The organism is Brevibacterium sp. (assembly GCF_031179145.1).
GTDB lineage: Bacteria > Actinomycetota > Actinomycetes > Actinomycetales > Brevibacteriaceae > Brevibacterium.
Map to the genome: position 1 here is coordinate 97,726 of NZ_JAPSIB010000010.1, position 22,381 is coordinate 120,106.

A 22,381-nucleotide genomic window follows, 5' to 3' on the forward strand; every position below is an offset into this window, starting at 1 on the left:
CATCTGCGGACTTGAAAAGCGCAATTTCCCGCATCTGCGGGTTAGCATGGGTGGATGAAGTTCGTCTCAGCGATCTGTGCTCTCTCCCTCCTCATCCTCACCGGCTGCGGGACCGGTGAGGAGTCCCGCCGGACGCTGCGGGTCTTCGCCGCGGCCTCGCTCAGCGACGTCTTCGCCGAGGTGAAGACGGCGTTCTCCGAGTCCGACCCCGACGTCGATCTCCAGTTCTCCTTCGCGGGCTCGGCCGACCTCGTCTCCCAGATCTCCGAGGGGGCGCCCGCCGATGTCGTCGCCACCGCCGATGAAGCGACCATGAGCACCCTGCGGGGTCAGGAACTGCTCGCCGACGCCCCCACGGTCTTCGCCGCGAACACCCTGACCTTGGCCGTCGGCAAGGGCAACCCGAAGTCGATCCGCACCTCGGCCGATCTCGACGGCAAGGCCCTCGTCGTCTGCGCGCTTCAGGTGCCCTGCGGCGCGGCGACGACGAAATGGGCGAAGACGAGCGGCACCGTCCTCAATCCCGTGAGCGAGGAGAACTCGGTCACGGACGTCCTCGGGAAGGTCCGTTCCGGGCAGGCCGACGCCGGCATCGTCTACGTCACGGACGTGCGGCGCGCCGAATCGGAGGTCGACCAGGTCGAGCTCCCAGGATCCGACGCCGCCGTCAACCGGTACCCGGCAGCCGCCGTCAAGGGCGGCAACCAGGCCGACGCCGCGGCCTTCATCGACTTCCTCCGCTCCGCCGAGGCCAGGAAGATCCTCACCGGCGCGGGATTCACCACCCCATGAGCCGGCCCCGCGAGCGTCGCGCACGACCACGGATCAGCCGTCATGGCGGGGCGCCCGGATGGCTGTGGCTGCCCGCCGCAGTGGGAGTCGCATTCCTGCTCCTGCCCATCATCGGGCTGACTGCCCGGATCGACATCGCCCATCTCGGCGAGGTCCTCGTCGCCCCCGAGTCCCGTCTGGCGATGGGGGTCTCGCTGGGCACCTCGCTCATCGCGGCCATCGTGTGCGTGCTCATCGGCTTCCCCCTCGGCTGCCTGCTGGGGTCGCGACCGTTCCGAGGTCACCGGATCCTGCGGACCCTCATCCTGCTGCCTCTGGTGCTGCCGCCGGTCGTCAGCGGACTGGCGCTGCTCTACACGTTCGGCCGCACGGCGCTGATCGGCTCGGCCCTCGACAGCGCCGGGCTGGGGCTGGCGTATACGAGCGCCGCCGTCGTCTTCGCCCAGGTGTTCGTGTCCCTGCCGTTCATGGTGATGTCGGTGGAGACGGCCGTGGCCGCGCGAGGGCGTGACTTCGAACTCACTGCAGCCGAACTCGGAGCCCGGCCCACCCGGGTGTTCGTCTCGATCACCCTGCCGCTCCTGCGTCAGGGGATCATCACCGGCGCAATCCTGTGCTTCGCCCGCTCGCTCGGGGAGTTCGGAGCGACCCTGACATTCGCCGGGTCCCTCTCCGGAGTCACCCGGACCATGCCGCTGCAGATCTACCTCGTCCGAGAATCCGATCCGCGATCGGCGATCGCACTCTCACTGCTGCTCATCGTCGTCGCACTCGTCATCATCGTCATCGCCTACCGCTCACCCCACGCCCCGAAGCTCGATCCGGCACGCGGCATGACCACGGTCGACGGCCCCACGGTCGACGGCCCCACGGTCGAAGGTCCCGCGGTCGACCTTCCCGAGCCCACCCCGGTGAGGCACCGGAAGTCGCCGCCCTCGGACCTCGCCGAGGCTGACCGCGGGGACGGAATCCGCCTCCAGGCGCGCCTGGCGGAGCGGGGGATCGACGTCGACCTGGCGCTGCCGGGCTCCTCGACGACGGCGCTGATCGGACGCAACGGCGCTGGGAAGTCGAGCCTGTTCTCCATCCTCACCGGCGCCCTGACCGCGGACTCAGGACTGCTGCGCATCGGCGAGTCGACGATCTTCGACGTCGATGCGGGGCGGTGGCCACCCGTGCACGCGCGCGGCATCGTCCACCTCGGCCAGAATCCGCTGCTGTTTCCCCACCTCACCGTCGTCGACAACGTCGCATTCGGGCTCAGAGCCCACGGCGCGATGAGAGCGGCTGCCCGGGAAGCTGCTCAGGAGATGCTCGACCGCCTCGGCGTCGGTCACCTGTCGCAGCGCCGCCCGGACGCTGTGTCCGGTGGGCAGGCGGCACGAATCGCCCTGGCCCGGGCACTCGTCATCGACCCGCAGCTGCTGCTGCTCGACGAACCCCTGGCCGCTCTCGACGTCGACGTCAAGGTCGAGACCCGGCGGGTGCTCGCCCAGGAGCTGCATGGACGCAGCGCCGTGCTCATCACGCACGACGTCGAGGACGTCACCGCTCTCGCCGAGACTCTGGTGCTCATCGAATCAGGCAGGGTGGCGCTGGTCGCACCGGTCGGAGCTGTCGAGCCGGCGCCGGGGGAGGACAGCCACGATTTCCTCTCCAGCTTCTGCGCGATGGACAGGGATGGAATACTGTGCAGTAGGTCACAGTAGACACCTCCTGAAAGGAACCCTGACGTGGCAGAACTCTCCTACAGCTCCGGTCCCTCCACACAGCCGCTGCTCGGCGACACGATCCCGGCGAACTTCGCGAAGACAGCGGCTGCCTACGCCGACGCGCAGGCTCTCGTTGACCGGCATTCGGGGAGGCGATGGACGTACGAGGAGTTCGACCGGGACACCGACGCCCTGGCCGTGGGGCTGCTCGACCGCGGCGTCGGCAAGGGGGACCGGGTGGGCATCTGGGCTCAGAACGTCGCGGAATGGGCTCTCATCCAATATGCGACCTCGAAGATCGGCGCGATCCTCGTCAACGTCAACCCCGCCTATCGGGCACACGAGCTCGAGTACGTCGTCAAGCAGTCGGGAATGAGCCTGCTGATCTCCCAGGTCACCGCCCCACCCCATTCGGACTACCAGGCGATGGCCACCGAGGTCGCGAGGAAAGTGGCGGGGCTGGACCTGATCTTCCTCGACACCGTGCCCTCCGACCTCCTCGGCGAGACCGTCGTCAGCGAGCACGAATCCTTCGGACTCCTCCTCGACCTCGGTCGCCGGCTCCTCGACGACGAGCAGGCGAAATACGCGGTGCGCCTGCAGCAGGTGAGCGGCGAACTGTCGACCGACGATCCCATCAACATCCAGTACACCTCGGGGACAACCGGCTTCCCCAAGGGAGTCACGCTGTCCCACCACAACATCCTCAACAACGGCTACTTCATCGGCGAACTGCTCGGCTACTCGTCCGCCGATGTCGTCGTGGTCCCGGTTCCTTACTACCACTGCTTCGGAATGGTCATCGGGAATCTCGCAGCGCTCAGCCACGGCGCCTCCATCGTGCTGCCGTCCCCGGGCTTCGACCCCCTGGCCAGCCTGCAGGCCGTCGCCGAGGAGAGCGCGACCTCGCTCTACGGCGTGCCCACGATGTTCATCGCCGAACTCGAACATCCCGACTTCGCGGACTTGGACCTGTCCAGCCTGCGCACCGGTGTGATGGCCGGATCACCCTGCCCGGTCGAGGTGATGCGCCGGGTCATCGACGACATGCACATGTCCGAGGTCGCGATCTGCTACGGAATGACCGAGACCTCCCCGGTCTCGATGATGACCCGAGTCGACGATTCGCTCGAGGCCCGGACCCAGACGGTGGGACGGGTGATGCCGCATCTCGAGGTCAAGATCGTCGACCCCGTCACCGGGCAGACGATGCCGCGCGGACAGAAGGGAGAGTTCTGCACCCGTGGCTACTCGGTGATGCTCGGATACTGGGAGGAGCCGGACAAGACCGCCGAGGCGATCGACTCCGCACGCTGGATGCACTCGGGCGACTTGGGGGTCATGGACGAGGACGGTTACGTCGACATCTCCGGCCGGATCAAGGACATGGTCATCCGCGGGGGAGAGAACATCTACCCCCGCGAGATCGAGGAATTCCTCTACCACCATCCGAAGATCAGGGACGTCCAGGTCATCGGCGTGCCGGACGAGAAGTACGGGGAGGAACTGATGGCGTGGGTGATCCTCAAGGACGACGCGGAGTCGCTCACCGCCGACGAGGTGCGGCAGTTCTGCTCCGGCAGGCTTGCCCACTTCAAGATCCCCCGTTACGTCGAGGTGCGGGAGTCCTTCCCGATGACGGTGTCGGGTAAGATCCGCAAGGTCGAACTCCGGGAGGAGGGCGAGAGGATCGCCCGCGGTGCAGCCGCTGCGGGACCGGCAGCAGGAGGAGACTGAGATGGCAACTGCCCACAACCGGGCCGAACCCGGCGACTATGCACCACTGGTGCTCATGCCCGGCGATCCCCGGCGAGCGCGCCGGATCGCCGAGACGCTCTTCGACGACGCGCGCCTCGTCAACGAGGTGCGCGGGATGGAGGCCTACACCGGAACCGTGGGCGGGCGGCCCATCTCGGTGATGGGATCAGGCATGGGACTGCCCACCATGACGATCTACGCCACTGAGCTGTTTCGGTTCTACGGCGTCGAGCGGATCATCCGGGTCGGCACGTCCGGCGGCTACGCTCCCGGTCAGGAGCTCGGCGACGTCATCATCGCCTCCGGCGCGCATACGGATTCGGCGATCAACGAACATCGCATCCCCGGGATCACCCTGGCCCCGGTGGCATCATTTCCACTGCTGCGTGCCGCCGCGGAGGCCGCTGAGGAGCAGGGAACCAGGTACCGTGTCGGCCCAGTGTTCTCCTCCGACCTGTTCTATGCCGAACGGCCGCAGACGCACGAGGGCCTGCGCGACCACGGCACGCTCGGCGTCGACATGGAGACCGCTGCCCTCTATGCCGTCGCCGCGGCCGAGGGCCGTGAGGCGCTGACGGTGCTCACCGTCACCGATCAGATGTTCGGCGCAGAGGCGATGTCGCCGGAGGACAGGGAACACCAGTTCTCCTCTGCGGCCTCGATCGCCATCACGGCGGGATTGTCTTCCTGAGAAGGTGCGAACAGCCGCCTGATCCGGGCTGAAGTCAAAGATCAGGCGGTTCAAGTCAAAGATCAGGCGGGTTCTGAAGACAAAGACCAGCCGATCGAGGTCACAGATGTGTTGCAGTTGAGCCGGGAGCCAGCGAGGTTGCTCAAGACGACTGTTCGTTCACTATGATCGATACTCATGAGAGCCGAATCACAGGTATTGGTATCAATGGCGAGCGTCGAGAAGCACTACGGCGATTTCCATGCGCTCAAGCACATCGATCTCGAGATCCAACACGGTGAGGTCGTCGTCGTGATCGGTCCTTCGGGCTCCGGCAAATCGACCCTGTGCAGGACCATCAACCGGCTCGAGACCATCACCTCCGGCACCATCACCATCGACGGCAAAGAGCTGCCGGCCGAAGGGGCGACGCTGGCGGCGCTGAGGTCCGACGTCGGAATGGTCTTCCAGTCATTCAACCTCTTCGCACACAAGACGATCCTCGAGAACGTCACGCTGGGCCCGATCAAGGTCCGCAAGCTCTCGAAGGCCGAAGCCGAGAAGCAGGCGATGGCGCTGCTCGAACGCGTCGGCGTCGCTCACCAGGCCGACAAGTACCCGGCACAGCTCTCCGGCGGCCAGCAGCAGCGTGTCGCCATCGCCAGGGCGCTGGCGATGAAGCCGAAGGTGATGCTGTTCGACGAGCCCACCTCGGCGCTGGACCCGGAGATGATCAATGAGGTCCTCGACGTCATGGTCGAACTCGCCAAGGAGGGCATGACGATGGTCGTGGTCACCCACGAGATGGGATTCGCGCGCAAGGCCGCGAACCGTGTCGTGTTCATGGCCGACGGGGAGATCGTCGAGATCGCCGAGCCGGAGGAGTTCTTCACGAATCCGCAGAGCACACGCGCCAAGGACTTCCTGTCGAAGATCCTCACCCACTGATCATCGAGAACTGCTCCGAAGAAACCCGGACCTCTGCACCAACCCTCACAAGGAATTTCTGCACCAACCCTCACAAGGAGAAGCTCAATGAAGAAGCTCAGCATGTCAATCGCCTCGATCGCGGTCGGTCTGCTCGCCCTCAGCGGATGCGGCCAGGGCGGATCCCCTGACGCCCCGGCCGAAGGCGGAGGCGAGACGAAGACCGCACCCGAGTACACCGTCAACGAATCCGCGGACGTCGCCGATTCGAAGACCTGGCAGGCTGCCAAGGACGCGGGCGAACTGAAGGTCGGCGTGAAGTTCGACCAGCCCGGGCTCGGCAACGTCAAAGCAGGATCGAAGACCCCGGAGGGCTTCGACATCGAGATCGCAAAGATGGTCGGCGCGGAACTCGGGTTCAAGCCCGATCAGCTCAAGTTCACGGAAACGGTCTCCGCGAACCGCGAGCCCTTCCTCCAGCAGGGGAACGTCGACATGGTCGTCGCCACCTACACGATCAACGATGAGCGCAAGAAGGTCGTCGATTTCGCCGGACCCTACTACGTCGCCGGTCAGGACCTGCTCGTGGCCACCGACTCCGACATCGCCGGTCCCGAGGACCTGGCCGGCAAGAAGGTCTGCTCCGTCGACGGCTCGACCCCGGCGCAGAACATCGAGGAGAAGTACAAGGACGCGCAGCTGGTCACCTACGACACGTACTCGAAGTGCGTGACCGACCTGCAGTCGGGCTCCGTCGATGCGGTGACCACCGACGACGCGATCCTGCGCGGCTACGCGGCGCAGTTCGAAGGTGAGTTCAAGGTCGTGGGCAAGCCCTTCACCGAAGAGCCCTACGGCGTCGGACTGCCCAAGGACGACAAGGCTCTGCGCGATGCCGTCAACGACGCGCTGCAGAAGGGCATGGACGACGGCAAGTGGAAAGAGGCCTTCGAATACTCGCTCGGCTCCGCCGACGGTGTGAAGATGCCCGAGATCGACCGCTACTGAGCAGCCGATTGACATGATGCGAGGGCACCTGCGGGTGCCCTCGCATCGATTAAGGAATCCGGAATGGACTTTCCCGAACTCCTCCGACTCTTCGGCAGCGGCATCTGGGGGACGCTCAAGCTCTTCACCGTCGCACTCATCGGTTCGTTCGTGCTCGGCACGATCCTGGCCGGCATGCGGGTCTCGCCGACACCGGTGCTGCGCATCGCCGCCTCCACCTACATCAACGTGGTGCGGAACACGCCGCTGACCCTGGTGATGTTCTTCTGCGCCTTCGGGCTGCCTTTCCTCGACATCCGCTTCGGCGCCTCGAGCTCGTTCAACTCGTTCGTCTACGCGACGATCGCGCTGACCGCCTACACGGCCTGCTTCGTCGCAGAGACCCTCAAGTCCGGCATCGCAACGATCCCGGTCGGTCAGGCAGAAGCCGCGCGCGCCGTCGGGCTCACCTTCGGACAGACACTGAACGAGGTGATCCTGCCGCAGGCGTTCCGGACTGTGATCCCACCATTGGGCAGCGTCATCATCGCGATGCTCAAGAACACCTCGATCGCCTCGGCATTCAACAACCGGGAGCTGATCTCGGCGATGCGCAATGCCATCGAGCTGCGCGGTGACCTCGTCATCGCGATCCTGTTCGGCACCGCGCTGGCCTATCTGCTCCTGGCGCTGATCCTCGGCCGGGTCTTCGACTACCTCGAGAGGAAGCTGGTGATCCTGCGATGACCGCACCGACCGAAGTCCTGTTCGACGCTCCCGGGCCCAAGGCCCGTCGCAACAACGTCATCCTCTCGATCGTCTCGGCCCTCGTGCTGGCCGGAATCGTCGCATTCGCAGTGTGGAAGTTCGCCGACGCAGGTCAGCTCGAAGCCGCCAAGTGGTACCCCTTCACGTTCGCGCAGATCCAGCTGGTCCTGCTCCAGGGAATGCTCGCCACGCTCAAGGTCGCCGTCGTCGCCGCGCTCCTCGCACTCGTCGTCGGCGTCGTGTTCGCTCTGCTGCGGCTCTCGAGCCGGCGCATCATCTCACTGCCCGGCACCATCGTGCTCGAGTTCTTCCGCGGAGTGCCGGTGCTGCTGCTCATCTTCGCCATGTTCCTCATCTTCGGGAACACGATCGGACCGTTCTGGTCCGTGGTCATCGGCCTCACCCTCTACAACGGGATGGTCCTGGCCGAGATCATCCGCGCCGGCATCCTCGCCGTCCCCAAGGGACAGAAAGAGGCCGCGATGGCGATCGGCCTGCGGTCGGGACAGGTGATGAGCCTCGTCCTCATGCCGCAGGCGCTGCGCGCGATGATGCCGACGATCATCGCCCAGATCGTGGTCCTGCTCAAGGACTCCGCTCTGGGATTCATCGTCACCTACCAGGATCTCCTCTACCAGGTGAACCTGATCGGCCGCGAGTACAACAACCTGCTGCCGACGTTCCTCGTCGGAGCGGTGCTGTTCATCATCATCAACATGATCGTGGCCGGAATCGCGCGCTGGCTCGAGAAGCACCTGCAGCGCAAGACGACCGCCCATGTCGACGCGGAGGGGCTCTCGGCCAAGACCGTGACCTGACCGTCGAGCGCTGCGGGGCTGCGCAGTGCGCGGTGACTGTCGCGCGCTGTGCTGCAGGCGTCGCTGGGATGGGGCTGTCGATCCATACCCCGGATCGGCAGCCTCACTGTGTATGTTTGACTGTAGAGGTGTGTCCGTTCGAAGACGTCCAAGGAGTCGCGCATGCAGCCAGAACTCAGTCCGACCCCCGTCACGGTGATCAAGCATTCCGAGCGGGAGCGATTCGAGATCTTCACGACCGATGAGCCTGCCCGCCTGATCGGCTTCCTCGGCTATCGGATCGTTGACGACTCGACGATCGAGCTCCAGCACACGATCATCTCCGAGGAGTTCTCCCGCCGCGGCTTCGCCCGGACACTGGTCACCCATGTTCTCGAGGGCGTCCGCGCCGACGACGGCCGAATCGTTCCCACGTGCAGCTATGTCCAGGACTACCTGCGCCGGTTCCCGCAGTACAGCGATCTCGTCGCCTCGGTGTGAGCACGCAGACCTGTGGGGTGGGACGGTTCGCGCCCAGCCCCAGCGGTGACCTGCACATCGGCAACATCCGCTCCGGGCTGCTCGCCTACGCCCGGGCGCGGCAGACCGGACGGCGGTTCCTGTGGCGGATCGAGGACCTCGACCGGGTGCAGCCCGGAGCCGCGGAATCCCAGCTGGAAGTGTTCGCCGAACTTGGCGTCGTCCCCGACGAGCCTCCGCTCGTGCAGTCGGAACGCACCCCCGCCTACGCCGAGGCGATCCGGCAGCTCGCGAGCGCAGGCCTCGTCTACGAGTGCTACTGCAGCCGCCGCGACATCCAGCAGGCGCCGAGCGCACCGCACTCACCACCCGGCGCATACCCGGGAACGTGCCGCAGCCTCGGCGCGGCCGAACGTGCCGCCCAGCGTCAACGACTCGCTGGACTCGGCCGTCTGCCGGCGCTGAGGCTGCGAGCGGAGAATCGTCAGGTCACCATCACCGACGCCCTCCTCGGGCCCGTCACCGCGGTCGTCGACGACATGGTCCTGAGGCGCGGAGACGGCGTCTTCGCCTACAACCTCACGGTTGTCGTCGACGACGGGGCGAGCGGGATCGACGAGGTCGTCCGCGGGGACGACTTGGCCACCTCGGCGCCGCGACAGACTCATCTGGCGCAGCAGCTCGGCCTGGTCGAGCCGGGCTGGATGCATGTCCCTCTGGTTCTCAACGCGGCCGGCCGGCGACTGGCGAAGCGTGACGGAGCCGTCACCTACCAGCAGCTCGGCTGGACCCCCGCCGAGGTGTTCGCCTGGGTGGGGGAGTCACTGGGCTTCGGCGCGCGGACCGGGAAACCGCCGTGGCGCAGCGTTGAGGACATGATCGAGAACCTCGACTTCGAGCGCCTGGACCTCGAACCGACGGTGTTCAGGCCGACGGCGCGACCTTCTCCGCGATGACGCGGGAGTAGATCATTTCGAAGGTGTCGAGGGTGTGCTCGATGTCGTGCGTGGCGACGAGGTCGAGGGATGCTTCCGACATCGCGTCGCGCTCGTCGTGCGTCTGAGTGCAGATGCGGGTGAAGCGCTCAGACAGTGCGTCGATGTCCCGGGGCGGGAACAGGTAGCCGTTGACGCCGTCGCGCACCAGGTGGGGCAGGGCGACCGCGTCGGCGAGTACCACGGGCTTGCCGAACGCGAGAGCCTCCAGTGTCGCGATGGACTGGAGCTCGGCTGTCGAGGGCATGCAGAAGAACGTGCTGCGCTGATAGGCCTCCATCAGCGCCTTGTCGCTGATCTTGCCGAGGACGTGGACGCGATCACCGACTCCGAGCTCCGCCGCCAGCGCTTTGAGCGGCTCCTCCTGATCGCCGCCGCCGACGACGTCGAGTTCGAGCCCGAGGGCGGGATCGGTCCTTGCCACGGCTCGCACGATGTCGTCCACGTGCTTCTCCGCCGAGAGACGGCCGACGAAGAGCACCCGGGGCGCAGTGTCGCCGGCTTCGGCTGCGGTGCCGTTCCCTCCGAGTCCGTTCGACCGGGCCTGGGAGAACCTGTCCAGGTCGATTCCGCAGGAGACCGCTCTGATGGGGGAGGTGAAGCCGTTCTGGGTGAGGAGATCGGCGGCCAGCTGCGTGGGCACAGTGATGAAGTCCGCCGACTGGAATTTCCTGCGCAGATCCCACCAGGCCAGGGCGGTGCCGCCGTCGATGAGCTTCTTGGGCGCGCGGACGTAGGGCCGCACGTTGTCGGGCATGAAGTGGTTGGTGGCCACGACGGGGATTCCGCGGCGGCTCGCCTCGGAGAACGCATAGCGTCCGATGACGAAGTGAGCCTGAGTATGGACGATCTCCGGCTCAAGAGTGTCGAGGAGACGGGCGATCTCCGGTCTGGCCTCCCACGGCATGCAGATGGTCCAGGTCGGATGCAGCGGCCAACGATGCGAAGTCAGGCGATGGACCGTGACGCCGTCCTCGACGCTGACCGAGGCCTTGCCAGTGGCCGAGGGACACGCGACATGGACGTCGTTGCCCCTGGCTGCGAGCCCCGCCGCCAGGCGTTCCGCGAACTTCGCGGCGCCGTTGACTTCCGGGGCGTAGGTTTCGGAGGGGATGAGAATGCGCCGTGCTCGGGGGCTTCTTTGCTCGGACAGGATTCAGCACTCCTCGGTGTCGGTCGACAAGTCAGTGCGGCGAGCGACTCGGCGTTCCTCTTCTCGATCTCTGACGTCTGGGTGATACCGCGACAATACAACGACGCACAGACACGCGACCAATCCCGTGATAGTCATCACAACCACCAGGCCGACAGGGGCGGCAGATGCCTCGCCGAGCACAATCGCGCCGAGCACGACAGCGGCGATCGGATCGACGACGGTGAGACCGGCGATGACCATCTCCGGCGGGCCTGCCGCATACGCGTTCTGCACGAACCAGGAGCCGATAGCCCCCGCTGCGATGAGGCAGGCGACATTGGCCCAAGTGACTTGGTCGGCTCCGGCGCGCAGGAACTGCACGCTGACAAGGTGCGCATTCGTGGCGACGCATGCGAAGAGGAGACCCGCCGCGGTGATGAGCACCAATTGTGGGGCATGTCTCCAGGCGACCATGATCGCGAGGCCCGCTGCCACCACGACGACGGAGATCCACACCAGCGGAAGAGCATCGCGGCCGAGGTGCACCTCGGAGCGGGCCGTCGTCGCCGCGAGGGCGACGAAGGCCGTGACGCCGATGATGCAGCCCACCACACCCGCGACCAGGCGCCGGTTGACCTGCAGATCCCGGTGCCAGATGCCGAGCAGGATGGAGACGATGAGGGAGAACGCGCCGATCGGTTGAACGACCATGACGGGGGCCAGGGCGAGGGCGACGAAGTTTCCAGCGGTGCCGAGTCCGAGGATCGCCAGCCCCAGCAGCCAACTCCGGCGCCCGACCAGCTCCTTGAAGTGGCTCCAGCTCAGCCCGTTGTGCGACTCGTCCTGATCGGCCACCGCGTGGTGCTGGAACAAGGCGCCGTAGGCCAGGGCCACGGCCGCCAGGACCGCGCAGACAATCGCCACTATGGTCACTTGAGCTTCTTCCGCTGAGGAGAACATTCGGCCTGGATCACCTCGATTTTACAACGGAGGCCACCTCGCGACCGTGTCGGAGAGTGACGGTCGCCCAACTGTGGGGTGAACCCGAAATCGCCCGGCGGGGCAAACCGGAATGTGAGGGAAACCACTCGATGCGGCTTTGGCTCGCGGCCGCGGCTATGGGTAGACTGGTCAACCGTGCGCAGGCAACTGCGCCCGTCCTCCGTAGCTCAGTTGGCAGAGCATTCGACTGTTAATCGAAGGGTCGCTGGTTCGAGCCCAGCCGGGGGAGCAGAAGAGGCCTCGTCGCACATGCGGCGGGGCCTGTCGCCATTGGCGGCGGAATAATTGAACTCTCAACCAGGTTGACCCGGAATGAGAGCATTCGGATTCCTCAGCTTCGGTCACCACGGCACCGGGGCGGCACGGGGTGAGTTCGGGGCGCGCGAAGCGCTCCAGCAGGCCGTGGAGATCGGCGTCGGTGCCGACGAGATCGGAGTCAACGGCGCGTATTTCCGCGTCCATCATTTCGCCAAGCAGGCCGCCGCACCGATTCCCCTTCTCACCGCGATCGCGGCCAGGACGAAGCGCATCGAGGTGGGCACCGGCGTGATCGACATGCGCTATGAGAACCCGCTCCACCTCGCCGAGGAGACGGCCGCCCTCGATCTGCTCTCCGACGCACGCACAGCCATCGGCATCAGCAGGGGATCACCGGAACCGGCTCTGCGCGGCTGGGAGGCGTTCGGATACGAGGACTCCGGAGATGCCAAGGGCGCGACGATGGCCCGGGACAAGTTCGAGCGATTCATGTCCGCGATCCGGGGCACCGAGCTCGCCGCGGCCGATCCCGCCCAGTTCGGACCAGGTAGTCAACTTGCTGTCGAACCTCGCTCGCCTGGCCTTGATCGGCGCATCTGGTGGGGAGCAGGGTCCAGGTCCACGGCCGAATGGGTGGCGGAGCAGGGCGTCAACCTGATGAGTTCGACTCTGCTCACCGAGGCCACTGGTGCCTCCTTCGGAGAACTGCAGCGGGAGCAGATCGACCGCTTCCGGCAGGCCTGGGCAGAAGCGGGTCATGACTGGACTCCCCGGGTGTCGGTGAGCCGCAGCGTCTTCCCGATCACCTCCGACCTCGATGACCTCTACTTCGGCCGCCGCAGCGGCGCGGAGAGCGACCAGATCGGAATCATCGACGGTCTGCGCTCGACCTTCGGCAAGACCTACGCGGCAGAGCCGGACAGACTCATCGATGAGCTCAGGGCCGACCCGGCGATCGCAGCCGCCGACACTCTCATGCTCACCGTGCCCAACCAGCTGGGAGTCGACTACAACCTCCACATCCTGGAGTCCTTCGCGCAGCACGTCGCCCCGGCACTGGGGTGGAGGCCGAACACGGAGGGGCCCGTCGAGGGATACTCGGTCTGACCGGTCTCGCCTGGGAAGACTCTGCGGTTGGGCCCTTGCACCTCGGCGGGGATCCGGGTAGAGCTGAGGTGTGAGCGATGAGAAGCGACTGACCCGGACCCAGAGGCGCATTCTCATCATCTCCCTTGTTCCACTGTTCATGTCGCTGCTGTCGGTGTCGATCATCAATGTCGTGCTGCCGGCGATCTCCACCACCATCGACGCCTCCTCCTCAGAACTCCAGTGGGTGCTCACCGGCTATGCCCTGTCATTCGGAGTCGTCCTCGTCGCGGCCGGCCGAGCCGGCGACGTGTTCGGCCGCGGGCAGCTGTTCGTCATCGGCGTCGGCCTGTTCGGCCTGTCCTCCCTGATCTCGGGGCTCGCGCCCGATCCGGTCATTCTCAACCTGGCGCGAGTGCTCATGGGCCTCGGTTCCGGTCTCCTCAACCCTCAGGTCGTCGGACTCCTCCAGCAGTACTTCCAGGGTTCCCAGCGCGGCCGGGCCTTCGGACTGATGGGCACCGTGGTCGGAGTCTCGGTCGCGATCGGGCCCGTCCTCGGGGGTGTGCTCGTCGCCCTCTTCGGCGACGAGCACGGTTGGAGGTCGGCCTTCCTCGTCAATGTTCCCTTCGCCGTGCTGTCCCTCGTCCTTGCCAAGCTCTGGCTTCCGGCCTCCGCATGGCGAGCCGTCGGCGACGACACGGCTGCGGCCGCGAAGAAGCATGATCTCGATCCCATCGGCACGGTCCTGCTCGGACTCGGGGTTCTTCTCATCCTGCTGCCGTTCGTCGAATCCTCCGGTGGCTGGTTCGTCTGGCTGGCGCTGCCACTGGGGTCGGCGACGATCGTCGGCTGGGTGAGATGGGAACGTGGCTACGCGGCGCGGGGCCGCACCCCGATGGTCAACCTGGCACTGTTCCGGACCAGGAGCTTCAGCAGCGGTTCGATCATCATCACCCTCTATTTCATGGGGGTGACCAGCGTGTGGGTGCTCGTCGCCGTCTACATGCAGCAAGGCCTCGGACACACCGCGCTGGCCGCGGGCATGATCGGTCTGCCGGCCGCCCTGCTCTCCGCCGTCTCGGCCGACCTGTCGGGCAGGTTCGTGTTCCAGGTCGGCCGCAGCCTCGTCGTCTGGGGCATCGTCACCTGCCTCCTGGGTCTCGTGGCCACCATCGCAGTCGTCTGGCTCCTCACGCTCGGCATCGGCAGCGAATGGTGGATGCTTGTGACACTGAGCCTGATCGGAATCGCTCAGGGAATGGTCATCAGCCCGAACCAGACACTGACACTGCAGGAGGTTCCGCTGCGCTACGCCGGCGCGGCCGGGGGAGTGCTGCAGACCGGACAGCGCATCGGCACCTCGATGGGGCTCGCCATCATGACGGCGTTGGCCTTCGCCGTCGTGGCAGCAGATGGCTGGGACACAGCGATGATCTGGTCCTTTGCGGCAATATCGGTTGTCGTCATTCTGGCGGGATTCGTCGGGCTCGGCGAGGTCCGCCGGGGACGCCGTGCTTAACTGAGAGCGCAATAATGTTACGGAGTTTAGACAATCCCGTGTGTCCTTTGTGTGGAAGACTGATGGTGCAAGTCGCACACGGAAGGACGCACCCTTGACTGAGACGATGAACGAACAGAGGCTGGATCTCGAGGAGCTTGTGCGTTCCGGCGGGATAGAGACCTACTTCGCGCCAGTCGTCGATTCCTTCACATTCGACAAAGTCGGCTACCAGATCTTCCAGGCCCCGGTCGGCGACCCCGCCTTAGGATCCGCGGAATCGGAGAACTTCCGTTCTGCCCTGCATGCGTCCGATCTCATCGGCGACATCGACGCCTCCCTACGTGAGACCGCGATCAGAACCGCCGAGGCGGCGGGGCTTCCCAACTCCAACCGCCTGTTCATCCGTGCCGAGGAGGAGTCGTTCGCGACCCTGGAAGACCGCACGAGCGAACCCGACCGGTCCGTCATCCTCCAGCTCGACGCCTCCCGCGTGTCCTCGTCCCCGGCTTCCGTCCTTCGCGCGGTGCGCCAGGCCCGGTCGATGGGATGGGGCGTGGGCATGTCCAATGTCGGCGCGGATCTGCGATCCGCCTCATTCGTCCCTCTGGTCAACCCCTCGGTCGTGGGTCTGCACCCCGAGGTTCTGCGCATCGGCTCCAATTCCCACCTGGCCGAGCTCAACCGCCTCCTGCACGCCCATCTCGAGCGGACGAATGCGGTCATCCTGGCTGAGGGTGTGACGAGCGAGGCCGACCTCGATCGGGTGCGGGCCCTCGGTGCTCGATACATGTCGGGACCGTACTTCGGCCCGTCGACGAAGGACCCCGAACCCTTCGAACAGCCCTTCGAGGATGCTCTTGCCGACCACCACTCACGCAACCTCCCGGCCACCGGCACGCCGTACTCGATCGCCAAGGGGCTGCGTCGGGAACCGCTGGAGATGAACTGGGATCTGCTGCTCAAGCAGATCGCGGCTCTGGAGGAACGTGCTCTGGCGTCCGGCGCCGCCACGGTCACTTTGGGCATCTTCGGCGAGGATGAGGACTTCTCGCGGGCTACCTATGATCGCTACGAACGGATCCGCGACACTGTCGGGCTGACGGCGATGTTCTCCGGCGGATTCACGGTTCCGCCGGTTCCCGGGGTGCGAGGTGGCATCGTCGACGCCTCCGATCCGATCCGCAACGAGCACGGCGTCGTCGTGGTCGGACCCGACTGGTCCGGTCTGGTGGCGGCGTCGAAGCGCAATGATCCCGGCAGCGACGGGCAGACGATGTACGACGTCTACATCACGACCGAACGCTACACCTGTGTCGACGCAGCCCGCAGCGTGCTGACGAGGATCATGCCGGCGAACACGGCGGACTGAGCCCCCCAATTTGGGTGTCGCGAGACTCCATGGTCGTCAGCACACCAGATGGTTGACGGGGAGACCCGATTGCCGTCGGGGGACCAACCGATCACGCAGTGGTGCCCCCGGCCGGACTTGAACCGGCGACCAAAGAATTATGAGTTCCCTGCTCTGACCAGCTGAGCTACGGGGGCAGACCGAAACAAGATTAGCACCACCGGTCGTCGGACAGCCATTTGCCGATCGCGGGATCGGCAACCGCGAATCCGCCTCGTGGGGACCGTGCTGATCGCGCCCGCGCGGGGAAGGTGCTGATCGGGTCGCGAGAAGACGCCCGCCACCAGGCGATTCGCTGTTTGTCCAGACTGTGATCGTCGTCTATCATGGGCCGTAGGCCTCCATTCGGATCGTAGGGGAAGACGTATCCGAGGTAGGAGGCACAAATGGATATGACACAGGGCGTACTTTTCGTCCACTCAGCACCTCGCGCGCTCTGCCCGCACATCGAATGGGCAGCGGGCGGGGCAATCGGCGCACAAGCGCGCTTCGACTGGACACCCCAGCCGGCAGCGCCAGGACTTGTGCGGGCCGAAGTCTGCTGGCGTGCGCCGGCGGGCTCAGGCGCACGCATCGCATCCGCCCTGCGCGGATGGGACTCGCTGCGCTACGAAGTCACCGAAGAGCCCTCTGCGGGCGTCGACGGCGGCCGCTGGAGCCACACCCCCGATCTGGGGATCTATCACGCCGTCACGGATTCCGCCGGCAACATCATGGTCCCCGAAGACCGCATTCGCTCCGTCATGGAACGTGCCGGCAATGACCCCATCAAGCTCGCCGACGAAATGGCCCTGGCTCTCGGTGAGGCCTGGGACGAGGAGCTCGACGCATTCCGACACGCAGGCGAGGGCGCACCCGTGCGTTGGCTGACCAAGGTCGGCTGAACCGGCGGGCAGTTCCGCACCCCGCCATCGGCACACGCCACGGTGTCGCACGTTCGATCGCTGCGCCGCCTCACTGACCGCACGGGGCCGAGAAGCCGACACCTGACTTGCCCGGAAGGGCACGCTGTCCTACCTCCAGCGTGCCCTTCCGGGTGTTCGCGCATCCGCATTCGCACGCCGTCCGCATGCACAAGCGTCCGCAAATCCATATGCTCGCAATACCCATGTGCACGACAGAGCCCCGGTGAGATTCTCACCGGGGCTCTGTCGATGGCCGAGAACGGCTCGACCGCTCAGATCATCACACCGACTTGAAGGCGACGACGGCGTTGTGGCCGCCGAACCCGAACGAGTTGGAGATCGCCGCAATGTCACCGGCCGGCAGTTCGGACGGGGTGTCGCGGACGATGTTGATGTGGACCTCCGGGTCGACCTCTTCGATGTTGATGGTCGGAGGAGCGATGCGCTCCTGGAGGGCCTTCACCGTGAGGATCGACTCGACGGCGCCGGTTCCGCCCAGCAGGTGACCGGTCATGGACTTGGTCGCGCTGACCAGTGCGTCGCTGACGTGATCGCCGAGCAGCTCGTGGATCGCGACCGATTCCGGAATGTCACCGACAGGGGTGGAGGTTGCGTGAGCATTGACGTGCTTGATGTCGGCAGGGGTCAGGTCTGCGGAGTCGAGGGCCTCCTGCATCGCGCGCAGGGCGAACTTGCCTCCGGGCTCACCGCCGGTGATGTGGTATGCGTCGTTCGAGATTCCCCAGCTGGCCACCTCGGCGTAGATCTTGGCGCCGCGCGCCTTGGCGTGCTCCTCGGTCTCGAGGATCAGGGTTCCGGAACCCTCACCCATGACGAAGCCGTCACGGCCCACGTCGTAGGGGCGTGAGGCGGTCTCGGGGGAATCCGTGCGGCGGGAGAGGGCCTGCATCGAGTTGAAGGCCGCGAGAGTGATGGGGTGGATCGCCGCTTCGGAGCCGCCGGCGATGACGACATCGGCCTGGCCGGAGCTGACCAGGTCGTAGGCGTGGCCGAGGCTCTCGGTCGACGAGGCGCAGGCGGAGACCAGGGTCTGGACTCCGGCGCGGGCTTTGAATTCCATGCCGATGGCGGCGGCGGGACCATTGGGCATGAGCATGGGGACGGTCAGCGGCATCACCCGGCGGGGGCCTTCGGTCTGCAGCGTGTCCCATGCGTCGAGGAGTGTCCAGACACCACCGATTCCGGTCGACCAGGCGACAGCCGTGCGGTCGGGGTCGGTCTCGTCCAGTCCGGCGTCGGCCATGGCCTCACGTGCGGAGATGAGCGCGAACTGGCTGGAGGGGTCGAGTCGTTTGGCCTGTACCCGCTTGAGCTTCTCGGGCACGACCTGTGGATCGACCTGCGCGGCGAAATCGACGGTCAAGCCGTACTTCTCCGCCCAGTCGTTGTCCATCGTGTGAACGCCGGACGTGCCTGCCAGGATGGCTTGCCACGTGGCATCGGCCGTCGCGCCCAGGGGGGTCACCGCACCAATCCCGGTGACGACAACTTTAGGTGTCATGGTACAAACCTCGTCGATAGTGTCGAAAGTGTGGACACGGCCCGTCGGTGGACGGGCCGTGTTCGCGCTTCAGCAGCTCAGGCTTCCTGCGCCTTGTTGATGTAGTCAACGGCGTCCTGGACGGTGACGAGGTCCTTGACGTCGTCATCCGGGATCTTCACTCCGAACTTCTTCTCTGCGTTGACGACGATGGTCATCATGGAGATCGAGTCGATGTCGAGGTCATCGGTGAAGGACTTGCTCGGCTCGACCGCTTCCACGGCCAGTCCGGTCTCTTCGTTGACGATCTCCGCCAGTCCGGCGAGGATCTCAGATTCGCTGAATGCCATTTCTTTCCTACTTTCTAGTGACAACCGAGGTGTGCTCGGTCGGGTGCGGAACTTTTCGACGAGTGTCCCGCCGAACATCTTAGGACATTCACGGAGAATTTCCGCGAAATGGGGTGTTTAAGGGAGCCGGATCACTTGCGCGCCGTAGACGAGGCCCGCTCCGAATCCCATCTGCAGGGCCAGGCCGCCGCTGAGCTCCGGCTGCTCGCGCAGGAGCCGTTCGGTGGCCAGGGGGATCGAAGCCGCCGAAGTGTTGCCGTTGTCGGCGATGTCCCTGGCGATGACGACGGACTCCGGCAGCTTCAGCTGCTTGGCGAGTTCGTCGATGATGCGCATGTTCGCCTGGTGGGGGATGAACGCGGCGAGATCGGACGCTTCGATTCCGGACACGGCGAGCGCTTCCTTGGCCACCTCGGCGCCGTCCCACACGGCCCACCGGAACACGGTGGGTCCGTCCTGACGCAGTGTCGGGAACGGTGTCTCACGGTCGTCGCGGACGTCGAGGAGGGAGTCGGTCATCCGGATCGTCGACCAGTTCTCACCCTTCGACCCCCAGACGGTCTTGGAGATGCCCGGTTCGTCGGCGGAGGAGACGACGACTGCGCCGGCCCCGTCTCCGAGGATGAAGGAGATCGACCGGTCGGTCGGGTCGATGACGTCGGAGAGCTTCTCCGCGCCGATGACGAGGATGTTGTCCATCGTTCCCGCCCGGACGAGGGCATCGGCCTGGGCGATGCCGTAGCAGTAGCCGGCGCAGGCGGCGCTGATGTCCCAGGCGGGAATCGGTCCGGTGCCGATGCGATCGGTCAGGGCCGCGGCCGCCGACGGGGTGAAGTAGGGGAAGGTCACCGTGGAGATGATCACACCGCCGATGTCCTCGGGCTTGAGACCGGAGGAGGCGATCGCCTCGAGGGCCGCCTCCTCGCACATCTCGAGCACGCCGACCTCAGCGCTGGCCCGGCGCCGGGTGACGATGCCGGTCCGCTGGCGGATCCATTCGTCCGAGGAGTTGATCGGCCCGGCGATGTCGTCATTGGTGACGAGGTTCTCGGCGCGGTAGGCGCCGATTCCGGTGATCTTGGAGAAGCGGCCGGACTCTGCAGTGTTCAAGGTGGGCATTGAGTGTTCCCTTCGAGGTTCAGGCGTGGGCCGAGGCGAACTCACGCGCACCGTCGAGATCGGCGGCGGACTTGATGGCGAATGTCTCCACGCCCTTCATGGCGCGTCGGGCGATCCCGGTCAGAGTGCCGCCGGGGACCAGTTCGATGACGCCGGTGACGCCGGCACCCAGCAGGGTCTCCTGGCACAGGTCCCAGCGGACCGGGCTGGTGACCTGCTTGACGAGGAGTTCGACGTACTTCTCACCGGAGTCGACGACGGAGCCGTCCGAGTTGGTGAGGATCGGGACCGTGGGGTCGCTGACGTCGAGGGTGCGGGCCGCCTCGACGAGTTCGTTCGTCGCCGGACGCATGTACTCGGTGTGGAAGGCTCCGGCCACGGACAGGGGGATGACCCGCGCACGCTCGGGAGGGTTCTCGGCGAGCTTCGTCAGGGACTCCATGGAACCGGCGGCCACGGTCTGGCCGCCGCCGTTGACGTTGGCGGGGGCGGCGCCGGCGGCCTCGATCGCGGAGAGCACGTCGTCGGGCTCCCCGCCGACGACGGCCGACATGCCGGTCGGGGTCTGGGCCGCAGCCGCGGCCATCCCCGTTCCCCGCACGGCGACGAAGCGCATCGCCTCGGCGGGGGTGAGGATTCCCGCGATCTGCGCTGCCGCGATCTCCCCGACCGAATGCCCGGCGACGTACGCCGGGGTCACGCCCAGTTCGCGGGCGCAGGCGATCGCCGAGGCGACCAGCAGCGGCTGGGCGAGTGCCGTGTCCTTGATGGTCTCGTCATCGGATTCGGTCCCATGCATGCGCAGGTCGATTCCGGAGGCGGTGGCGAGTTCGTCGATCTGTGCGGAGAAGGTCTCAAGCTCGAGGAAGGATGTGAGGAATCCCGACTTCTGGGCTCCCTGGCCCGGGCATGTGATGACTAGCACTCAAGTTCTCTTTTCGTTCGGCGTCGTGATCAATCTAGTGGATGGTGGTCTGAGTTCAGCCGGATTTGTCGGATTGCGACAACAGCCCGGCATCTGACAGTCGTCCGTACACCAACGCGATGTGGATGACGAACGCATCGCGGGAGGCGGTGGGATCGAGTGAGATCACCTCGGTGATCTTCCGCAGCCGGTAGCGGACGGTGTTGGGATGGACGGACAGGGCCTTGGCCGTGGCTTCCAAAGAGGAGCCGTACTCGACGTAGGCGCTGACCGTTCTCAACAGCTGCCCCGTGCCCGAGGTCAGCGGCTCATAGTAGCGGCGGATCAGCTCCCGCAGGGCTGTGGCGTCCCCGGACAGGGCCCGTTCGGGCAGGAGCTCCTCGGCTCTGACCGGGCGGGGGGAATCCGGCCGCGCGGTCGCCGCCTTGAGCGCCATGATCGCCGCCTTCGCCGAGGTGGCCGCTTCGGCCAGGCTCGACACGCTGGGGCCGACGATGACCTCTGAGGGTCCGAAGCACTCCGAGAGCTCCTCGACGGCAGGGTCGAGGTCGGTGACGCCGCCGAGCACGATGAGCAGGCGGTTCTCGTGGATGCCGACGAGTGCGTCCTCGGCCCACTTGCGGGCACGACGGCGGATCTCGTCGACGCCGCGCTTCGCCGAGCGCTGCGGGGCCCGGCCGACCAGGACCGTCACCGGTCCCTCCGACTGCCACCCGAAGGCGGCGGTGCGGCTGGCCAGCTCGTCGACGGAGTCCCCACGCACGAGGGAGTCGATGACCATCGCCTCGAGACGGGCGTCCCAGCTGCCACGCGCCTCGGCGGCCCGGGCGTAGACGTCGGCAGCGGCGAAGGCGATCTCCCGGGAGTAGACGAGCACCGCTTCGCGCAGCGCCGGCTGCTCGGCGGACCGCGCGATGTCGGGAACTCGTTCCTCGACGACCTCGACGACGACTTTGAGCAGCTGCAGCGTCTGCTGCAGGCTGACTGAGCGGATGAGGTCGCGCGGCGCGGATTTGAAGATCTCGGAGACCACCCGCAGATCGGTATCGGGGCGGCGGTACCAGTCGATGAAGGAGGAGATACCGGATTGGGCCAGCAGGCTCACCCAGGAGCGGTCCGAGGGGGACATGCTGCGGTACCAGGGGAGCCGGGATTCGAGTCTCTGCAGCGTCACTGTGGAAAGGACTCCCACTCCCGCCCGCAGCCGTCGTCCCGTCTCTGCGCGGCGCCGGAGGGTCTCGGCGTCAGTTGTCATGAGGACAACCTTAAAGGATTGGGGACAACCGCGTTGTGTGCGACTCA

Annotated in this window: 21 protein-coding genes and 2 tRNA genes; 15 read left to right on the top strand and 8 right to left on the bottom strand. The window is 66.1% G+C overall.

Translation table 11 applies throughout. From position 1 onward, the window contains the following. Positions 1-54: 54 nt before the first annotated feature. From modA to gluQRS, 10 genes are all read left to right on the top strand, one after another. Entirely contained in the window at positions 55-792 is a 738-nt protein-coding gene (modA, locus tag RIT73_RS09310) for a molybdate ABC transporter substrate-binding protein (protein ID WP_309131794.1), read from the top strand. Continuing rightward, entirely contained in the window at positions 789-2,501 is a 1,713-nt protein-coding gene (locus RIT73_RS09315) for an ABC transporter permease (protein WP_309131795.1), read from the top strand. Before modA ends, RIT73_RS09315 begins: the two co-directional genes overlap by 4 nt. Positions 2,502-2,525: 24 nt before the next feature. Further along, a complete protein-coding gene (locus RIT73_RS09320; protein ID WP_309131796.1) occupies positions 2,526-4,241 on the top strand; it encodes an AMP-binding protein in 1,716 nt (571 codons plus the stop codon). 1 nt (position 4,242) lies between these two features. Next, positions 4,243-4,953 carry a purine-nucleoside phosphorylase gene (gene deoD, locus RIT73_RS09325; RefSeq protein WP_309131797.1) on the top strand — a complete coding sequence of 237 codons (711 nt, stop codon included), beginning with the start codon at positions 4,243-4,245 and terminating at the stop codon, positions 4,951-4,953. A 207-nt stretch (positions 4,954-5,160) separates the two neighbouring features. Beyond that, entirely contained in the window at positions 5,161-5,880 is a 720-nt protein-coding gene (locus RIT73_RS09330) for an amino acid ABC transporter ATP-binding protein (RefSeq protein ID WP_375294990.1), read from the top strand. Positions 5,881-5,967: 87 nt separating this feature from the next. Beyond that, positions 5,968-6,867, top strand: coding sequence for a glutamate ABC transporter substrate-binding protein (locus tag RIT73_RS09335; protein WP_309131798.1), 900 nt, complete (start codon positions 5,968-5,970; stop codon positions 6,865-6,867). Between the two features lie 63 nt (positions 6,868-6,930). Then, complete coding sequence (locus tag RIT73_RS09340; RefSeq protein ID WP_309131799.1) at positions 6,931-7,593, top strand: amino acid ABC transporter permease; 663 nt, start codon at positions 6,931-6,933, stop codon at positions 7,591-7,593. Next, positions 7,590-8,432, top strand: a complete 843-nt coding sequence (locus tag RIT73_RS09345) for an amino acid ABC transporter permease (protein WP_309131800.1) — start codon at positions 7,590-7,592, stop codon at positions 8,430-8,432. The genes RIT73_RS09340 and RIT73_RS09345 overlap by 4 nt, the downstream gene beginning before the upstream one ends. A 162-nt stretch (positions 8,433-8,594) precedes the next feature. Continuing rightward, positions 8,595-8,912, top strand: a complete 318-nt coding sequence (locus RIT73_RS09350; RefSeq protein ID WP_309131801.1) for a GNAT family N-acetyltransferase — start codon at positions 8,595-8,597, stop codon at positions 8,910-8,912. Next, positions 8,909-9,847 (top strand): tRNA glutamyl-Q(34) synthetase GluQRS, encoded by a 939-nt coding sequence (gene gluQRS, locus RIT73_RS09355; protein ID WP_309131802.1) that lies wholly within the window; start codon positions 8,909-8,911, stop codon positions 9,845-9,847. The genes RIT73_RS09350 and gluQRS overlap by 4 nt, the downstream gene beginning before the upstream one ends. On the opposite strand, the gene RIT73_RS09360 is transcribed toward gluQRS, so the two are convergent. Together RIT73_RS09360 and RIT73_RS09365 are read right to left on the bottom strand one after the other, a co-directional pair. Then, positions 9,816-11,042, bottom strand: coding sequence for a glycosyltransferase (locus RIT73_RS09360; protein ID WP_309131830.1), 1,227 nt, complete (start codon positions 11,040-11,042; stop codon positions 9,816-9,818). The genes gluQRS and RIT73_RS09360 overlap by 32 nt on opposite strands. Further along, positions 11,043-11,954 carry a DMT family transporter gene (locus RIT73_RS09365; protein WP_309131803.1) on the bottom strand — a complete coding sequence of 304 codons (912 nt, stop codon included), beginning with the start codon at positions 11,952-11,954 and terminating at the stop codon, positions 11,043-11,045. Between the two features lie 225 nt (positions 11,955-12,179). Between RIT73_RS09365 and RIT73_RS09370 the strand changes: the two genes are divergently transcribed. From RIT73_RS09370 to RIT73_RS09385, 4 genes are all read left to right on the top strand, one after another. Next, a tRNA-Asn gene (locus RIT73_RS09370) sits at positions 12,180-12,252 on the top strand. Positions 12,253-12,335: 83 nt separating this feature from the next. Next, positions 12,336-13,388: an LLM class flavin-dependent oxidoreductase gene (locus tag RIT73_RS09375; protein WP_309131804.1), complete on the top strand. Its 1,053-nt coding sequence runs from the start codon at positions 12,336-12,338 to the stop codon at positions 13,386-13,388. A gap of 70 nt (positions 13,389-13,458) precedes the next feature. Beyond that, positions 13,459-14,889, top strand: a complete 1,431-nt coding sequence (locus RIT73_RS09380; protein WP_309131805.1) for an MFS transporter — start codon at positions 13,459-13,461, stop codon at positions 14,887-14,889. 106 nt (positions 14,890-14,995) lie between these two features. Then, entirely contained in the window at positions 14,996-16,240 is a 1,245-nt protein-coding gene (locus RIT73_RS09385; protein ID WP_309131806.1) for an EAL domain-containing protein, read from the top strand. A gap of 99 nt (positions 16,241-16,339) precedes the next feature. Here the strand turns inward: RIT73_RS09385 and RIT73_RS09390 are convergent. After that, a tRNA-Ile gene (locus RIT73_RS09390) sits at positions 16,340-16,416 on the bottom strand. Between the two features lie 255 nt (positions 16,417-16,671). On the opposite strand from RIT73_RS09390, the gene RIT73_RS09395 reads away from it, so the two are divergent. After that, positions 16,672-17,163, top strand: coding sequence for a DUF3145 domain-containing protein (locus RIT73_RS09395; RefSeq protein ID WP_309131831.1), 492 nt, complete (start codon positions 16,672-16,674; stop codon positions 17,161-17,163). A 301-nt stretch (positions 17,164-17,464) separates the two neighbouring features. Here the strand turns inward: RIT73_RS09395 and RIT73_RS09400 are convergent, their stop codons facing one another. The 5 genes from RIT73_RS09400 to RIT73_RS09420 form a co-directional block, all read right to left on the bottom strand. Further along, positions 17,465-18,706 (bottom strand): beta-ketoacyl-[acyl-carrier-protein] synthase family protein, encoded by a 1,242-nt coding sequence (locus RIT73_RS09400; RefSeq protein ID WP_309131807.1) that lies wholly within the window; start codon positions 18,704-18,706, stop codon positions 17,465-17,467. 77 nt (positions 18,707-18,783) lie between these two features. After that, on the bottom strand, positions 18,784-19,035 hold the full coding sequence (locus RIT73_RS09405) for an acyl carrier protein (RefSeq protein ID WP_309131808.1): 252 nt from the start codon (positions 19,033-19,035) through the stop codon (positions 18,784-18,786). 117 nt (positions 19,036-19,152) lie between these two features. Further along, the gene (locus tag RIT73_RS09410; RefSeq protein ID WP_309131809.1) at positions 19,153-20,154 is read right to left on the bottom strand and encodes a beta-ketoacyl-ACP synthase III; all 1,002 of its coding nucleotides are present in this window, start codon (positions 20,152-20,154) and stop codon (positions 19,153-19,155) included. Between the two features lie 19 nt (positions 20,155-20,173). Further along, positions 20,174-21,079 carry an ACP S-malonyltransferase gene (locus RIT73_RS09415; RefSeq protein ID WP_309131810.1) on the bottom strand — a complete coding sequence of 302 codons (906 nt, stop codon included), beginning with the start codon at positions 21,077-21,079 and terminating at the stop codon, positions 20,174-20,176. A 55-nt stretch (positions 21,080-21,134) separates the two neighbouring features. Further along, positions 21,135-22,334, bottom strand: coding sequence for a helix-turn-helix domain-containing protein (locus tag RIT73_RS09420; protein ID WP_309131811.1), 1,200 nt, complete (start codon positions 22,332-22,334; stop codon positions 21,135-21,137). Positions 22,335-22,381 lie beyond the last annotated feature (47 nt).

Coding starts and splice junctions, on each gene's coding strand:
- modA (WP_309131794.1), top strand. CDS start 55: ATGAAGTTCGTCTCAGCGATCTGTGCTCTCTCCCTCCTCATCCTCACC.
- RIT73_RS09350 (WP_309131801.1), top strand. CDS start 8,595: ATGCAGCCAGAACTCAGTCCGACCCCCGTCACGGTGATCAAGCATTCC.
- RIT73_RS09335 (WP_309131798.1), top strand. CDS start 5,968: ATGAAGAAGCTCAGCATGTCAATCGCCTCGATCGCGGTCGGTCTGCTC.
- RIT73_RS09340 (WP_309131799.1), top strand. CDS start 6,931: ATGGACTTTCCCGAACTCCTCCGACTCTTCGGCAGCGGCATCTGGGGG.
- RIT73_RS09315 (WP_309131795.1), top strand. CDS start 789: ATGAGCCGGCCCCGCGAGCGTCGCGCACGACCACGGATCAGCCGTCAT.
- RIT73_RS09330 (WP_375294990.1), top strand. CDS start 5,161: ATGGCGAGCGTCGAGAAGCACTACGGCGATTTCCATGCGCTCAAGCAC.
- RIT73_RS09375 (WP_309131804.1), top strand. CDS start 12,336: ATGAGAGCATTCGGATTCCTCAGCTTCGGTCACCACGGCACCGGGGCG.
- RIT73_RS09405 (WP_309131808.1), bottom strand. CDS start 19,035: ATGGCATTCAGCGAATCTGAGATCCTCGCCGGACTGGCGGAGATCGTC.
- RIT73_RS09400 (WP_309131807.1), bottom strand. CDS start 18,706: ATGACACCTAAAGTTGTCGTCACCGGGATTGGTGCGGTGACCCCCCTG.
- RIT73_RS09420 (WP_309131811.1), bottom strand. CDS start 22,334: ATGACAACTGACGCCGAGACCCTCCGGCGCCGCGCAGAGACGGGACGA.
- RIT73_RS09385 (WP_309131806.1), top strand. CDS start 14,996: ATGAACGAACAGAGGCTGGATCTCGAGGAGCTTGTGCGTTCCGGCGGG.
- RIT73_RS09410 (WP_309131809.1), bottom strand. CDS start 20,154: ATGCCCACCTTGAACACTGCAGAGTCCGGCCGCTTCTCCAAGATCACC.
- deoD (WP_309131797.1), top strand. CDS start 4,243: ATGGCAACTGCCCACAACCGGGCCGAACCCGGCGACTATGCACCACTG.
- RIT73_RS09395 (WP_309131831.1), top strand. CDS start 16,672: ATGACACAGGGCGTACTTTTCGTCCACTCAGCACCTCGCGCGCTCTGC.
- RIT73_RS09345 (WP_309131800.1), top strand. CDS start 7,590: ATGACCGCACCGACCGAAGTCCTGTTCGACGCTCCCGGGCCCAAGGCC.